Raw genomic sequence first — 14,747 nt, forward strand, 5'->3', positions numbered from 1 at the left:
CCACGTGCCCCAGGTCGACATCCTTCAGCTGCTGGTCTCCCCGGTGCACCGGCTCGCGGGCCGGCCGGGAGACGGCCCGCCCGAGCTGCCGCCCGGTGAGCTCGTGACCACCGCAGAGGTGCGCGCCGGGCTGGGGCTCGTCGGTGACCGGTACTTCAACCGGCCCGCCCACCGCAACGCCTCGCTCACCCTCATGGCCGTCGAACGCCTGCCGCAGCCGGGCACGCGCCCGGCGGACCTGCTGGGCGCCCGGCGCAACGTCCTGCTGCGCGGCGTCGACATCGACGCCTACATCGGCGCGACCGTCTTCCTCGACTGCGGCACCGGCCCCGTCGAGCTCGCGGTGCGCAGCGCGGCCCGGCCCTGTGCCTGGATGGACACCACCCTCGGCCCCGGTGCGCAGCGCGCGCTGCGCGGCGGCGGGGGAGTGCGCTGCAGGCCGCTGACCGACGGCACCCTCACCGTTGGCCCGGCCCTGTTCGGGGTGCGGGAACCGGGCCCGGCGTAGGTCCTGTCCTCGACCCGCGTCGTCCGTCGGGAGGGCGTGCCTGGCGCCTGTGGCCTGCCGAGCCGGCGATGCCGGATCCGCCTACCGTGAGAACAGGGGGCCGAACCGGACAAGGACCGCCATGGACCTCCAGCTCAAGGACAAGGTCGCCGTCGTCACGGGAGCGAGCAAGGGCATCGGTCTCGCCATCGCCGACGCCTTCGCGCGTGAGGGCGTACACGTCGTCGCCGGCAGTCGAAGCGTCACCCCGGAACTCGAAGGGCTGCGTGAGAAGTACGGCGTCACCGCGGTCCCGGTCGACCTCGCCACCGCGGACGGACCACGCACACTCGTCCGGCTCGCGGTCGAGCAGTACGGCAGGGTCGACATCCTGGTCAACAACCTGGGTGCCGCGACGCCCCGGCAGAGCTTCCTGGACGTCGACGACGCCGAATGGCTGCGCATCTTCGACCTGACCCTGTTCAGTGCCGTCCGGACCAGCCGCGCGGTGCTCCCTCACCTGCTGGCTGCGGGCGGGGGTTCCATCATCAACATCAGCTCCGTCAACGCGCGCCTGCCCTTCCCCGCGGTCGTGGACTACTCCGCGGCGAAGGCCGGGCTGACCAGCCTGAGCAAGTCCCTGTCCGAGGAGTTCGCATCGCGGGGCGTCCGGGTCAACGCGATCGCCCCGGGACCGGTCCGCACTCCGTTCTGGACCGCGCCCGGTGGCTTCGCCGACGCCACGGCGGCCCAGGCGGGCACCACCGCGCAGGAAGCGATCGACGTCGTCGTGCCGCAGAGCATGGGCATCTCCACCGGGCGGATCACCGAAGCGCACGAAGTCGCCGATCTCGCTCTCTTCCTTGCCTCCCCACTGGCGGGGAACATCACGGGAGCCGAGTTCACCATCGACGGCGGCCTGGTCAAGACGGTGTGATCGCCCTGCCAGCCCTCCCCACCGGCGAAGTGGTGGCCGGACTCGCCGGGTCCACGCGGCGAGGCTCGCCGGGGACGGGCGCCGGCGCTCCCCGGCGGGCTACGCGTGCGCCGTCGAGAGCGCGCGCCATCCCGAACTGCGCGAGATCCTGGTGCCGCGCGAGAACTGGTGAACGGCGGGAGCGTGTCGGAGGACGCGATCCGCGGACTCCCGGCGGCAGCCCTGCGCTGGGCGGTACGACGACGGCGGCGCCGGCGGCACGACCCTGTGCGGATCGGTGTCATGTCCGATGAGGAGCACGGCAGTCGATGTGGGCCCGGGTCACGGCGGCACCGCACGCAGGGCGCGCAGCACCGCCCACACCACCGATACCAGCGGCACGGCCACCACGGCGCCGATCACCCCGGCGATGATGCTGCCGGCGATCACCGAGATCGCGACGACGAGCGGATGCAGTCGTACGGCCCAGCTCATCACCAGCGGATGCAGCACATGCCCCTCCAGCTGGCCGATCACGACGATCAGCGCCAGCACCGCCACCGCCGTCAGCGGGCCCCGCCCGGCCAGCGCGACGATCGTGGCGACACCGAGCGCGACCGGGGAGCCCACCAGCGGCACGAACGCGGCGAAGAACTCCAGCAGCGTCAGCGGCAGCGCGAGCGGCACCCGCAGCACGAGCAGCGCGATACCGACGAGCACGGCGTTGGTCGCGGCCACGATGATGATGCCGCGCGTGTATCCGGCGAAGGCCCGCCAGGCGGCCCACCCCGCACGGTCCCACGCCGGACGAGCGCCGATCGGCAGCAGCTGGTCGCGCATCCAGCGCCACAGGCGTTCGCCGGAGTGGATGAAGAACACCGAGGCGAACAGCGCGAGCGCGCCCCCGGTGACCAGCTCGACCACCCGGCTCAGCCCGCTGACGGCACGGCTGAGCAGGCTGGACCGGTGCGCGGTCACATAGTGCGTCACCTGGTTCTCCAGCTCGGACAGCCGGCCGGGACTCAGCCGGAACGGCGGCCGCTGCAACCACTGTTCGATGCGGTGCACCCCGCCCCGGAACTCACCCGCCAGCCGGCCCGACTCGCCCGCCACGGCGTTGCCCACCAGGGCGAGCAGGGCCATCAGGAGCAGGATGCTGCCGAGCAGCGCCACGGCGACGCACAGGGGCCGGGGCAGGAACCGGTTGAGCAGGTCCGTCAGCGGGCGCAGCACGGAGGTGACGACGAGCGCGAGGAAGAGGGCCACGGCGACGAGCTGGAAGCTGCCGAGGATGCTGAAGACGCCGTAGACGACGACCCCGACGAGGATGAGCCGCCAGGCGTAGGCCGCCCCGACCCGCAGCCACGGCACCGTCCGCTCGGCGGCCGGCACCGGCTCGCTGCGCGGGACCGCCGGGAGCCGAACGGTGTACGCCGGCCGGCTGCCCAGCACCCGTCCGCTGCGGCGCCGGCCGTCCGGCCCGGCCGCTCGCCGACGCGCATCGCCCACCACCGCTCCGGCTCCTCTCCGTCACCTCTGATGACGGTCGGGTCATATGTACAGAACCGTAAGCGCACGTCGCGAGAGGGGCGCGCGCAACGCACCCGCGCGCGGCTTCCCCCGGACGGGGGCGTTTCACGGCCGGATCGTCCTCGCCCTACGCGTCGCCGAGGAACGTGACGGTATCCCCGAGCGGCACCCGGTCGATGCGGGCGAACGGCGCCGACGGATCCTCGAAGCCGATCGACACACCCGCGAACAGGATCAGCTCCTCCGGAGGCGACACCACCTCAGCGACCGTCCGGTGATACACCGACCACGCCATCTGCGCACAGCTGTGCAGCCCCTCGGCGCGCAGCAGCACCATCACCGTCTGCAGATACATCCCGAGGTCGGCCCACTGCGCCGCGCCCATGTCCCGGTCGATGTAGCACAGCAGAAGACACGGGGCTCCGAAACAGCGCCAGTTCGCCGCGACGGCCGTCCGGCGGGCCTCCGCGTCCCCGCGCCGGATCCCCAGTGCCCCGAAACGCTGGGCGGCCGCCGCGGACCGCCGCTCCCGGTACGGGGACTTTGGCTCCGGCGGATACATCCGGTACTGCCGCTCGTCCCCGGGGTCACCGGCCGCCGCACGTTCTCCGGTGCGCTTCTTCAGCTCGGCCAGCGGGGCACCGGTGAGCACGTAGATGCGCCACGGCTGGAGATTGCCGCCCGAGGGTGCGCGTGCGGCTGCGGTCAGGACCCGCTCCAGCGCCGCACGCGGGACCGGCTCGTCCCTGAAGGCCCGCACCGCGCGCCGGCTCGCCACCGCCTCGTACACGTCCACCTTGCATGCCCTCCGGGCCGACTCCGCCGTCGACAGCATTGACGCAGGCCGGCCGGCGGATGTGACCGGAAGGGGGCGAAGGGCCGTCGGCGAAGGTACGGGTCACGAGCCGGTACGACAGGACTCCGGCCGGCGGTGCGCCACGCCCGCCCGCCACCTCCCGGCCGACCCCGGCCTCCACATGTCCCCCCTCCGGACGCCCGCTGGACTCGGCGGCCCCACCTGCGCGCCTGCGCATCAGATCCTCGTCGGCGGCCGGCGCCGGCAGAAAGTGCTCACGGGACCTTCACAGCCGCTGCGGGTATTCAGGGCGGTGCGGGGCACCCGGAGAGTCGTCGTCGGCAGAGGGAGTCTCCAGTGATCACCATCGCCCTGCTGGTGCTCCCCGTCCTCACCGTCCTGCTCTTCGGCCTGGACCAGGTGGAGGACCGATGGATCCTGCACCCCCCGACGGCCCGGCACACCAGGCCGCACCGGCACCGCCGGCTGAGGGTGGGCCGCCACTGATCCGTGGCGGGCGGACGATCCCTGCGGGAGGCGATCCTTGCGGGCAGGTGATCCCTTGCGGGCAGGCGCTCACTGGCCCCTTGTCGTGTGCTCGTCCAGGCCAGCGCACCGACGGTAGCGGAGGATCGCCTTGCCGAGCTCGATCCGCTCCGGTTCGGGGAGGGTGCCGCCCTGGGCGTAGTCCAGGATGTGCTCGGCGACCGTCCGCAGTTTGGTGTTGGTGCGCTGGGAGACGTCCCGCAGAGCCCGCCAGGCCTCTTCCGGGGCGATCCGCCCGAGGACGAGTACGGCTCCGATGGCCTGGTCGATCACCGCGTGCGAGGACACGGCCTGCCGCAACTGCTCGTTCTCGGTCACCAGCCGGTCGTACTCCGCGGCGAGTTCGGTCGAGGAGAGCAGGACCAGCGGATGCTGCCGGGAGAGGGCGAAGAAGGTCATGGAGCACCTTTGCCGGGTGGGAGGCGTCACTGCCACGCCTGCCCTCGATGGGCGCTTGCACACCAATTGAACCAGCAGCGCGCGGCACCGCCCTGCCGCACGGGCCGTGCCGCTGGGCGGGAACATCCGTGCGTCGGCCCCGCCACTTCGGGACCGCTCGGGTGCGCCGGCGCGGTACGGACGGCGCGTTCTCACGCCTCCCGCCCGATGCGGCCGGTCTCGGCCGCCCGGCCCACCGGCAGCAGGTCACGGATGTCCGCGGGCAGGGCGCCGGCCATCCGCTCGGTCAGCTCCGGGGCCAGCGCGGCGTCGAGCACTTCCATCACGGCGGCGGCCTCCCGCAGGGCCGTGTCCTCGTCGGTGCCCGCCCGGTCGGCGATGCGTCCGGCGAAGACGGTCAGCCCGAACCGCTCGCCCGACACGCCGGAGTCGGCCCCGGCCGAGGCGTCGGCCGCCTCCCGCATGGCCGCCGCCATGTCCGGTGGCAGCTGTGCGGCCACATGCCGGGCCAGCCCGGACGGCAGCCGCTCCGACAGCGTGCTCACGACGGCGTGCGCGGCCCGCTCGGCCGAACCCCGGTCCGGCAGCTGGGCCAGCGCCTGCACCTTTCCGATCATCTCGTCGTGGTGCATGAGGACGGTTCCTTCCTCACGAAGTCCTGACGGTGCGATGCCTTCCTCGCCGCGGGCCGGGCGGCAGTCCCGCCGGCCGGCGGCGCCGTCACCGGTGCCGGCCGGGCCTCCCGCGGCCCCGGCCGAGTACCCCGGTCGTCGCCGCCGGTACCCGACGGGTGAGCCGGGTGCGGCCGCGTAGGAGCACACCAGGGTGCGGGCGGTCCGGGCGGAGGTGCAGAACGGACAGGACAGCAGGCTTCCACGGCGGAACCTCCCGAGGCAGGCGGACACCCCGGCGCCGGGCCGGCGTGGGCGATGCCACATATGACCTGGTTCGCACGCTCTCCCGGTCCTGCCCGGTGCCGGGCTACCGTGGCGTCGAACCCCTGTTCCCCCTCGCATCCCGGACGGCCCGGCTGTGCTCACTGATCTGTCCCCCCTCATCGCAGCGACGGCGCGCTGGCTGACGGTCGCCTATCCGCCGAGCGGCGGAGCCCTGGCCTCCGCGCTGTGCGAGGCGCAGGCCCGGCAGGCGGCGACCGTCGCCGCACGGCTGCGCTATCCGACCGATATCGACGCGGCGCTGGTCACGATGGCCGGCCCCGGCGGCACCGCCCGTCTGGACTGGATCACGGGCGCCGAGCGCACCGTCGAGGAGGGCGCGGACGGCGACTGGGCCTGGCGGACCTGGGTGGACGAGGTCGTGGCCAGCTGGGCGGCCGGTCTGCTCACCGATCCCGAGCTGGCCGGCCTGGCCGTCGCCGCGCTCGCCGAGGGCGAGCACGGCCCCGGCTCCCCGGCCGAGTTCCGGCGCCTGCTCGCTCCGGACGACGGCGACCGGCGCGCCGCCGCCCTGCTGCGGCACCCCGACCTCCTCGCCCCCGTGTCCGAGCTCCACCTCGACCAGCTCCTGGACCGCCTCGGACCGGGCCGCACCCTCGCCGCCTGAGCCCGCGATCCGCCGGACCGGCCCGGTGCCGTGTTCCCTCGCGGGGGTGCTGCGGAGCTGATCCGGGGTCTGCCGGCGGTCCGCCGGCTCCGGGCGACGGCAGGCAGGAGAGGGCGATGCGCGTGCGAGGGGACGGCATGGCGGTCCGTGCCGGATCCGGGCCGTGGCCGAGGTCGCCGGAGGGCGGCCCGGCGCCCCGCGGGCCGGTCCCGACCGCCGCGAGGTGAGGCCCGGCCATGGCCTTCAAGAACCCCGTGCATCGCGGCGGGAAAGGCCGCGGCCGGGTTCGAGCAGTTCGCGGAGTACGCCCCCACTTCACCAGCTCGCCGGTGTTCTTCCTCTTCTCCCTGCTCCTCATCGGCTTCTTCGTCGCCGCGCGCGTCGCGCACCTGAGGCCCGAACTGCTCCTGCCGGCGGGCGAGTCCATGACCGCGGGCACCCTGCTGCTCCTCGCTGTGCTGAAGAACGCCGAGAGATCCGGATGGAGGAAGAGACCTGACGGAGGCGGACAAAACGGCGCGGCGGTACTTCACGCCACCCCCGCGAGGGACGACCATTCCGTGTCATGGACATTTTGCTCGTCGCCAGCGCGTTCAACAGCCTCACCCAGCGCATGTACGCGGAACTGACGGACCACGGGCACCGCGTGGATGTCGTCCTCGCCGCACAGGGCACCGACCCCGTGCGGGACGCCGTACGGGAACTGCGGCCGGAACTGGTCATCGCGCCCATGCTCAGGACGGCGCTGCCCGAGGACGTGTGGCGCGCACACACCTGTCTGATCGTGCATCCGGGTCCGCCCGGTGACCGTGGCCCGTCCTCGCTGGACTGGGCCATCGCGGAGCGGGCGCCGGAGTGGGGCGTGACGGTCCTGCAGGCCGAGGCGGCGATGGACGCGGGCCCGATCTGGGCGGCGGAGCCGTTCCCGGTACCGCCCGTCGGCAAGAGCGATCTGTACCGCAACGAGGCCTCCGACGCCGCCGTCACCGCTGTCCTCACCGCCGTACGGCGCTACGCCGAAGGCGCCTACAAACCGCGTCCGCAGACCGACGACTCGGTCAGGGTGGTCTGGCGCGACGCCTTCCGCCGGGGGCGCCGGCGCATCGACTGGGAGCGGGACGACACCGAAACGATTCTGTGTAAACTCCGCGGCGCCGACTCGCAGCCGGGCGTCCTGGACGAACTCCTCGGCCGGGAGGTGTTCCTGCACGGCGGGCACCCCGAGGACCGGCTGCGCGGCCGCCCCGGCGAACTCCTCGCGCAGCGCGCGGGCGGCGTCTGCCGGGCCACCCGCGACGGCGCGGTCTGGATCCCGGAACTCCGCCCCCGCAGGAACTCCGGCGACCCGGCGCCCTTCCGGCGCCCCGCCGCCTCCGTGCTCGCCGCCTGGGAACCCGCCCTCGAACTCCCGGAATCCCCCGTCCCGTTGGAGCTGCCGCACGACCGGCGGACCTGGACCGACATCCGTTACCGGCAGCTCGGCGACATCGGCTTCCTCGGCTTCTCCTTCCCGGGCGGCGCGATGAGCACCGACCAGTGCCGCCGGCTGCTCGCCGCCTACGAGCACGCGCTCTCCCGGCCCACCCGCGTCCTCGTGCTCGGCGGGGACCGCGACTTCTTCTCCAACGGGATCCATCTGAACGTCATCGAGGCGGCCCCCGACCCGGCCCAGGAGTCCTGGATCAACCTCAACGCCATGGACGACCTGGTCGAGGCCGTGCTGCGCACCACGGACCGGCTGGTCGTGGCCGCCCTCGCCGGCAACGCGGCGGCCGGCGGCGCCATGCTCGCCCTCGCCGCCGACGAGGTGTGGTGCCGTACCGGCGTCGTCCTCAACCCGCACTACCGGCGCATGGGTCTGTACGGCTCGGAGTTCTGGACGTACACCCTGCCGCGCCGCGTCGGCGCGGAGGTCGCCCACCGGCTGACCACCGAGGCCCTGCCCGTCAGCGCCGCGTCCGCCGAGCGGCTGCGGCTCGTGGACCGACTCGTACCGGCCGCGCCCGGCGACTTCCCCGCGGCGGTCCGGCAGTTGGCGGCCGAACTCGCCTCCTCACCCTTCCTGGACGCGCGAATCGCCGCCAAGTCCGCCCGCGCCGCGAAGGAACACGAACGCCCGCCGGCCGCCTACCGCGAGGAGGAACTGGCCCGCATGCACACCATCTTCCACGACCCCGAGGCCCCCTACCACGCCCTGCGCTCCGCCTTCGTCCGCAAGACACCGTCCGGCTCACCCCGGCCCCTGACCGCGCCCGCCGGAGTCCTCCGGTGACGCCGAGACTGCTGGTGGCCGGCGTCGGCAACATCTTCCTCGCCGACGACGCCTTCGGCCCCGAGGTGATCCGCGCCCTCGAACCGCGTCCACTGCCGCCCGAGGTGCGGGTCCACGACTACGGCATCCGCGGCATGGACCTCGCCTACGACCTGCTCGACGGGTACGACACCGCCGTCCTGGTGGACACCGCGCGGCGCGGCCACCACCCGGGCACCCTCTCCCTGATCGAGGCCGAACCGCCCGACGGCGGCGTCGTGCCCGAGGCGCACGGCATGGACCCCGCGAAGGTGCTCGCCCTCGCCACGCACCTCGGCGACGAGCCCCTGCCCCGGGTGCTCGTCCTGGCCTGCGAGCCCGCGCTGCTGCCGACCGGCGACGAGGACCTCCTGCCGGGGCTCACCACGCCGGTCCGGGAAGCCGTCGACCGGGCCGTGGACGCGCTCCACACGCTGATCCCGGCCCTGCTCGCCGACCCCGGCGCGCCCGCGCCGCCGTTGGGCCGCCCGGTGGAATCCGGGCCCGGCCGCCCGGCTGCGCTGCCCGGCACGGCGGGAGGCTGAGCGGAAGATCGGTGGAGCCCGCGCCGCAGGGACGCGGCCGAGCCCCATCGCCGTATCCGAGGAGCAGCGCCCATGTGCCGGTCCGACGTCAAGCAAGCCGTCCTGGCGAAGAACGACGACCTGGCCGCGGAGCTGCGCGGCGACCTCGCCCGGCAGGGTGTGACCGTCGTCAATCTGCTCTCCAGCCCCGGCAGCGGCAAGACCGAACTCCTCGCCCGGGTCCTGGCCCGCGCGGTGCAGCGGGGCGTGCCGGTGGCCGCGCTGACCGCGGACCTGGCCACCGAGAACGACGCGGTACGGCTCGCCCGGTCCGGTGCGCCCGTGCAGCAGGTGCTCACCGACGGGCTGTGCCACCTGGAGGCCCGTCAGGTGCGGGCCCGGCTGGCGGGCTGGCTGCCCGCGGACACCTCCGTGCTCTTCGTGGAGAACGTCGGCAACCTCGTCTGCCCGGCCGCGTACGACCTCGGCGAGACCCTGCGGGTGGTGCTGATGGCGGTCACCGAGGGCGAGGACAAGCCGCTGAAGTACCCGACCGCGTTCGGCTCCGCCCATCTCGTCGTGATCACCAAGACGGACCTCGCCGAGCCGGCCGGCTTCGACGAGAGCGGCTTCCGGGCGAACGTGCACCGGGTCAATCCGGGCGTGGAGATCGTACGGTCCTGCGCCCGCACCGGCGTCGGTGTCGGCGCCCTCCTGGACCGCGCCCTCGCCGCCCGGGACGGCGCGCTCCACCGCCCACCCCTCGCGCCGCATCCGCACGGCCACCACCACACCGCGCCCGCCCCCGCCGTATGACGGCCCCCGCGACCGGCCTGGTCCGCCGCCGGCTCACGGTGCGCGGCACCGTGCAGGGGGTCGGCTTCCGGCCGTACGTGCACCGGCTGGCCGACGGCCTGGGCCTCGCCGGATTCGTCGGCAACACCGGCGACGGCGTGATCGTCGAGATCGAGGGCCCGGCGGACCAGGTCGACCGCTTCTGCGCCCTGCTGGCCCAGCAGCCGCCGCCCCTGGCCACCGTGAGCGGCATCGCCGGCGAGGACCTGCCCGCCACCGGCGACACGAGCCCCTTCACCATCCGCTCCACCGAGCGGGCCGGCGGCCGCACCCAGCTGCCGCCCGACACCGCGACCTGCGCCGACTGCCTGCGCGAACTGGCCGATACGGCCGACCGCCGGTACCGGCATCCGTTCGTCACGTGCACCCACTGCGGCCCGCGCTTCACCATCGCCACCGGGATGCCCTACGACCGTGCGGCCACGACCATGGCCGCCTTCCCGATGTGCCCGTCCTGCGCCCACGAGTACGGCGACCCCGCCGACCGGCGCTTCCACGCCCAGCCGGTCGCCTGCGCCGACTGCGGGCCGCGGCTCACCCTGATCCCGGCCCTCGGCGGCCTCCGCCCGGCCCGGGACGCGAACGCCCTCGCCACGGCACGGGCGCTGCTGGCCGCCGGGCGGATCGTCGCCGTCAAGGGCGTCGGCGGCTACCACCTGGCCTGCGATGCCACCGACGAGCGAGCCGTGGCCGCCCTGCGCGACCGCAAGGAACGCGGCGGCAAGGCCTTCGCGGTGATGTGTGCCGACCTCGCCACCGCCGAGCGGATCGCGGTCCTCTCCGCAGCCGAACGGGCCGCGCTGACCAGCCCCCGGCGCCCCATCGTCCTGCTGCCGAGGCGCACCGAACCGGACGGCCTCCGCCTCGCCGGCCAGGTCTGCCCGGGCAGCCCGCACGTGGGCGTGATGCTGCCCTACACCCCCGTGCACACCCTGCTGTTCGGCCTGCCCGGCGATCCGCCCGGCCCCCGGATGCTGGTGATGACCAGCGGCAACCGCTCCGGCGAACCCATCGTCACCGACGACGCAGACGCCCTGACCCGGCTCGCCGGTCTCGCCGACGCCTGGCTCGCCCACGACCGGCCCATCGCCTCGCCGTGCGACGACTCCCTGCTGCGGGTCCGCCCGGACGGCACCGAACAGGTCCTCAGACGCTCCCGCGGCCATGTCCCCCGCGCGCTGCGGCTCCCGGTGCCCGTACCGCCCGTGCTCGCGGTCGGCGGCGACCTGAAGAACGTCCTGTGCCTGGCCGAGGGCGAGCACGCGTGGTTCGGGCCGCACATCGGCGACATGGGCGTGCTGGCCACGCAGGAGGCCGCCGAGCGCGCCGAGCGGCACCTGACCCGGCTGACCGGCGTCACCCCGGCCCTGGTCGCGGCCGACCGGCACCCCGGCTACCACTCGACGCGCCGGGCCCGCCACCGCGCCTCCCGGACGGGAGACGGCTCCCTGCGGCTGGTCCAGCACCACCACGCCCACATCGCCTCGGCGATGGCCGAACACGGCCTGGACGGCACCACGCCGGTGATCGGAGTCGCCTTCGACGGCACCGGATACGGCGACGACGGCACCGTGTGGGGCGGCGAGATCCTGCTCGCCGACTACACCGGCTACCGGCGCTTCGCCCACCTCACCCCCGCCCCGCTGCCCGGCGGAGACGCCGGGGTGGCCAACCCCTGCCGGCTGGCGCTGGCCCGGCTGTGGGCGGCCGGACTGCCCTGGGCACCGGACCTGCCGAGCGTCACCGCCTGCCCGGACCTGGAACTCGCCACACTGAGACGGCAGTTGGACCGCCAGGTGGCCTGCGTGCCGACGTCCAGCATGGGGCGGCTCTTCGACGCGGTGTCATCGCTGGTCGGTGTCTGCCATCGCGCGGGATACGAGGCGCAGGCCGCGATGGAGCTGGAGGCGGCGGCGCTGGAGGCCGGGGACGCGGACGCGGTGGCGTACCCCTTCGACATCACCGGCGCGGGCGTCCTCGCCTGCGACCCCGCGCCGATGCTCAGGACCCTGCTCGCGGACCAGCGGCGCGGCACCCCCGCACCGGTCCTGGCGGGCCGCTTCCACCGGGGGGTCGCGCTCGCCGTCGCCGAGATCTGCCACCGCGCCCGCGCCGCATCCGGCCTGACCACGGTCGCCCTCACCGGAGGCGTCTTCGCCAACGGCCTGCTGGAGGAGGAGTGCGCCGCGCTGCTGGGCAGGGACGGCTTCACGGTGCTCCGGCACGGCGAAGTACCCCCGAACGACGGAGGGCTGGCGCTCGGTCAGCTCATGGTCGCGGGGACAGCAACCAACCACGAGACGGAGTGACCCATGTGTCTGGCAGTGCCCGGCAAGGTCGTGTCCATCGACCGGAGCGCCGACCCCCTGACCGGGCTGGTCGACTTCGGCGGAGTGCGCAAACAGGCGTGTCTGGAGTACCTGCCCGATGTCCGGGTGGGGGAGTACGTCATCGTCCACGTCGGCTTCGCCCTGCAGCGCCTGGACGAGGAGTCGGCCCGGGCGTCCCTGGAGCTGTTCCATCAACTGGGGCTGCTGGAAGAGGAGTTCGGGGACGCCTGGGAGCAGGCGGCCCGGCAGGAGAGCGGGAGTGAGGTCCGGTGAAGTACATCGACGAGTTCAACGACCCCGAGCTGGCGCGCCGGCTGCTGGACGAGATCCGCACCACGGTCACCCGGCCCTGGGCGCTGATGGAGGTCTGCGGTGGGCAGACCCACTCCATCATCCGCCATGGCATCGACCAACTCCTGCCGGAGAACGTCGAGTTGATCCACGGTCCCGGCTGTCCGGTGTGCGTCACGCCGCTCGACGTCATCGACAAGGCCCTGGAGATCGCCGCCCGGCCCGAGGTGATCTTCTGTTCCTTCGGGGACATGCTGCGCGTGCCCGGCACCGACCGGGACCTGTTCCGGGTCAAGGGCGAGGGAGGTGACGTCCGCGTGGTGTACTCACCGCTGGACGCGCTCGACCTCGCCCGCAGGAACCCGGGCCGCCAGGTCGTGTTCTTCGCCATCGGCTTCGAGACGACCGCCCCGGCCAACGCCATGGCCGTCCACCAGGCCCGCCGCCTGGGCATCGACAACTTCAGCCTGCTGGTCTCCCACGTCCGGGTCCCACCCGCCATCGGGGCCATCATGACGGCACCGGAATGCCGGGTGCGGGGCTTCCTCGCCGCCGGGCACGTGTGCAGCGTCATGGGCACCGCCGAGTACCCCGAACTGGCCGAGAAGCACCGGGTGCCGATCGTCGTGACCGGCTTCGAGCCGCTGGACATCCTCGAGGGCATCCGCCGCGCCGTCCACCAACTGGAGCGCGGCGAGCACCGGGTGGAGAACGCCTACCAGCGTGCCGTGCGCGAGCAGGGCAACCCGGCCGCCCTGCGCATGCTGGAGGAGGTCTTCGAGATCACCGACCGCAACTGGCGCGGTATCGGCCGCATCCCCGACAGCGGCTGGCGGCTGTCCGACGCATACCGCGACTTCGACGCCGAACACCGCTTCGACGTCACCGGCATCCGCACCGAGGAGCCCGCCGTGTGCCGCGCCGGCGAGGTGCTGCAGGGGCTGATCAAGCCCACCGAGTGCGAGGCGTTCGGCAAGGCCTGCACCCCGCGCACCCCGCTCGGCGCCACCATGGTCTCCACCGAGGGCGCCTGCGCGGCCTACTACCTGTACCGCCGGATGAACACCCCGGCAGCACAGGGATCCCGCATCCCGCAGGGCTCGCAGGAGGAGATGAACCCCGTTGGCTGACCTCGCCACCCCCGAAACGGCGGTCGTCGACCCCGCCGACTGGACCTGCCCCGCCCCCCTGCGCGACCAGCCGGTCGTCGTCATGGGGCACGGTGGAGGCGGCGCCCTGTCCGCCGAGCTGATCGAGCAGGTCTTCGCCCCCGCCTACGGCAACCCCACCCTGGCCGCCCTCACCGACTCGGCCGTCCTCGACCTGGGCGGCGTCCGGCTGGCCTTCTCCACCGACTCCTACGTCGTACGGCCGCTGTTCTTCCCCGGCGGCAGCCTCGGCGACCTCGCCGTCAACGGCACGGTCAACGACCTGGCGATGAGCGGCGCCCGGCCCGCCTACCTGTCCACGGCCTTCGTGCTGGAGGAGGGCGTGGAGCTGGACGTCGTCGGCCGGGTCGCGCGGGCCATCGGAGCGGCGGCCGAGGCGGCGGGCGTCACCGTCGCCACCGGCGACACCAAGGTCGTGGAGTCCGGACACGGCGACGGCGTCTACGTCACCACCGCCGGCGTCGGCCTCGTCCCCGACGGCGTCGACATCCGCCCGCAGCGCGCCCGGCCCGGCGACGCCGTGATCGTCAGCGGCCCGATCGGCCTGCACGGCGTGGCGATCATGAGCGTGCGGGAGGGGCTGGAGTTCGGCGTCGAGATCGCCTCCGACACCGCGCCCCTGGCGGACCTCGTGGCGGCCATGCTGGCGGTCACGCGGGACATCCACGTCCTGCGCGACCCGACCCGGGGCGGCCTCGGCGCGTCCCTGAACGAGATCGCCCGCGCCTCCGGCACCGGAGTGCGGCTGCAGGACCGGGCCGTCCCGATCCCGGACGAGGTCGCGAACGCCTGTGGCTTCCTGGGCCTGGACCCGCTGTACGTCGCCAACGAGGGCCGGCTGGTCGCCTTCGTGCCCCCGGAACACGCGGAGGCCGTCCTGGCGGCGATGCGGGCGCACCCGCAGGGCGCCGGCGCCGCCCGCATCGGTGAGTGCGTGGCGGAGCACCCGGGCATGGTCGTCGTCGCCACCGCTCTGGGCGGCACCCGGGTGGTGGACCTGCCGCTGGGCGAGCAGCTGCCCCGCATCTGCTGAGCGGACCCCCGGCCCCGC

Annotated in this window: 15 protein-coding genes and 1 pseudogene; 12 read left to right on the forward strand and 4 right to left on the reverse strand. The window is 73.9% G+C overall.

The genetic code is table 11. The features are described from left to right. The first annotated feature begins 4 nt into the window (after positions 1-4). The 3 genes and pseudogenes from SRB17_RS22195 to SRB17_RS48515 form a co-directional block, all read left to right on the forward strand. A complete protein-coding gene (locus tag SRB17_RS22195) occupies positions 5-508 on the forward strand; it encodes a molybdenum cofactor biosysynthesis protein (protein WP_323376087.1) in 504 nt (167 codons plus the stop codon). A gap of 121 nt (positions 509-629) precedes the next feature. Continuing rightward, complete coding sequence (locus SRB17_RS22200) at positions 630-1,424, forward strand: SDR family NAD(P)-dependent oxidoreductase (protein WP_153541501.1); 795 nt, start codon at positions 630-632, stop codon at positions 1,422-1,424. 61 nt (positions 1,425-1,485) lie between these two features. Then, positions 1,486-1,590, forward strand: a pseudogene (locus SRB17_RS48515) (TetR family transcriptional regulator); the annotation flags it as partial. Between the two features lie 155 nt (positions 1,591-1,745). On the opposite strand, the gene SRB17_RS22210 reads toward SRB17_RS48515, so the two are convergent. Next, positions 1,746-2,915, reverse strand: coding sequence for an AI-2E family transporter (locus SRB17_RS22210; protein ID WP_323376088.1), 1,170 nt, complete (start codon positions 2,913-2,915; stop codon positions 1,746-1,748). 145 nt (positions 2,916-3,060) lie between these two features. After that, positions 3,061-3,729 carry a nitroreductase gene (locus tag SRB17_RS22215; protein ID WP_323376089.1) on the reverse strand — a complete coding sequence of 223 codons (669 nt, stop codon included), beginning with the start codon at positions 3,727-3,729 and terminating at the stop codon, positions 3,061-3,063. 357 nt (positions 3,730-4,086) lie between these two features. Here SRB17_RS22215 and SRB17_RS22220 point away from each other — a divergent pair, with 357 nt between their 5' ends. Continuing rightward, on the forward strand, positions 4,087-4,236 hold the full coding sequence (locus SRB17_RS22220) for a hypothetical protein (protein WP_153541505.1): 150 nt from the start codon (positions 4,087-4,089) through the stop codon (positions 4,234-4,236). A gap of 69 nt (positions 4,237-4,305) precedes the next feature. Here the strand turns inward: SRB17_RS22220 and SRB17_RS22225 are convergent, their stop codons facing one another. Together SRB17_RS22225 and SRB17_RS22230 are read right to left on the reverse strand one after the other, a co-directional pair. Next, positions 4,306-4,674 (reverse strand): ANTAR domain-containing protein, encoded by a 369-nt coding sequence (locus SRB17_RS22225; RefSeq protein WP_153541507.1) that lies wholly within the window; start codon positions 4,672-4,674, stop codon positions 4,306-4,308. 191 nt (positions 4,675-4,865) lie between these two features. Continuing rightward, on the reverse strand, positions 4,866-5,306 hold the full coding sequence (locus SRB17_RS22230; protein WP_153541509.1) for a DUF2267 domain-containing protein: 441 nt from the start codon (positions 5,304-5,306) through the stop codon (positions 4,866-4,868). Between the two features lie 400 nt (positions 5,307-5,706). On the opposite strand from SRB17_RS22230, the gene SRB17_RS22235 reads away from it, so the two are divergent. From SRB17_RS22235 to hypE, 8 genes are all read left to right on the forward strand, one after another. Continuing rightward, positions 5,707-6,237 carry a hypothetical protein gene (locus tag SRB17_RS22235; RefSeq protein WP_323376090.1) on the forward strand — a complete coding sequence of 177 codons (531 nt, stop codon included), beginning with the start codon at positions 5,707-5,709 and terminating at the stop codon, positions 6,235-6,237. A 565-nt stretch (positions 6,238-6,802) separates the two neighbouring features. Next, positions 6,803-8,509: a hydrogenase maturation protein gene (locus SRB17_RS22240; RefSeq protein WP_153541511.1), complete on the forward strand. Its 1,707-nt coding sequence runs from the start codon at positions 6,803-6,805 to the stop codon at positions 8,507-8,509. Then, positions 8,506-9,072: a hydrogenase maturation protease gene (locus SRB17_RS22245; protein ID WP_323376091.1), complete on the forward strand. Its 567-nt coding sequence runs from the start codon at positions 8,506-8,508 to the stop codon at positions 9,070-9,072. Before SRB17_RS22240 ends, SRB17_RS22245 begins: the two co-directional genes overlap by 4 nt. 72 nt (positions 9,073-9,144) lie before the next feature. Continuing rightward, positions 9,145-9,867, forward strand: coding sequence for a hydrogenase nickel incorporation protein HypB (gene hypB, locus SRB17_RS22250; RefSeq protein WP_153541514.1), 723 nt, complete (start codon positions 9,145-9,147; stop codon positions 9,865-9,867). After that, positions 9,864-12,215 carry a carbamoyltransferase HypF gene (gene hypF, locus SRB17_RS22255; RefSeq protein WP_153541516.1) on the forward strand — a complete coding sequence of 784 codons (2,352 nt, stop codon included), beginning with the start codon at positions 9,864-9,866 and terminating at the stop codon, positions 12,213-12,215. The genes hypB and hypF overlap by 4 nt, the downstream gene beginning before the upstream one ends. Positions 12,216-12,218: 3 nt before the next feature. Then, a complete protein-coding gene (locus SRB17_RS22260) occupies positions 12,219-12,509 on the forward strand; it encodes a HypC/HybG/HupF family hydrogenase formation chaperone (protein ID WP_153541518.1) in 291 nt (96 codons plus the stop codon). After that, positions 12,506-13,657, forward strand: coding sequence for a hydrogenase formation protein HypD (gene hypD, locus SRB17_RS22265; RefSeq protein WP_323376092.1), 1,152 nt, complete (start codon positions 12,506-12,508; stop codon positions 13,655-13,657). Before SRB17_RS22260 ends, hypD begins: the two co-directional genes overlap by 4 nt. After that, positions 13,650-14,729 (forward strand): hydrogenase expression/formation protein HypE, encoded by a 1,080-nt coding sequence (gene hypE / locus SRB17_RS22270; RefSeq protein ID WP_153541520.1) that lies wholly within the window; start codon positions 13,650-13,652, stop codon positions 14,727-14,729. Before hypD ends, hypE begins: the two co-directional genes overlap by 8 nt. The last annotated feature ends 18 nt before the right edge of the window (positions 14,730-14,747 follow it).

Source organism: Streptomyces sp. RB17 (assembly GCF_009604455.1).
Classification (GTDB): Bacteria; Actinomycetota; Actinomycetes; order Streptomycetales; family Streptomycetaceae; genus Streptomyces.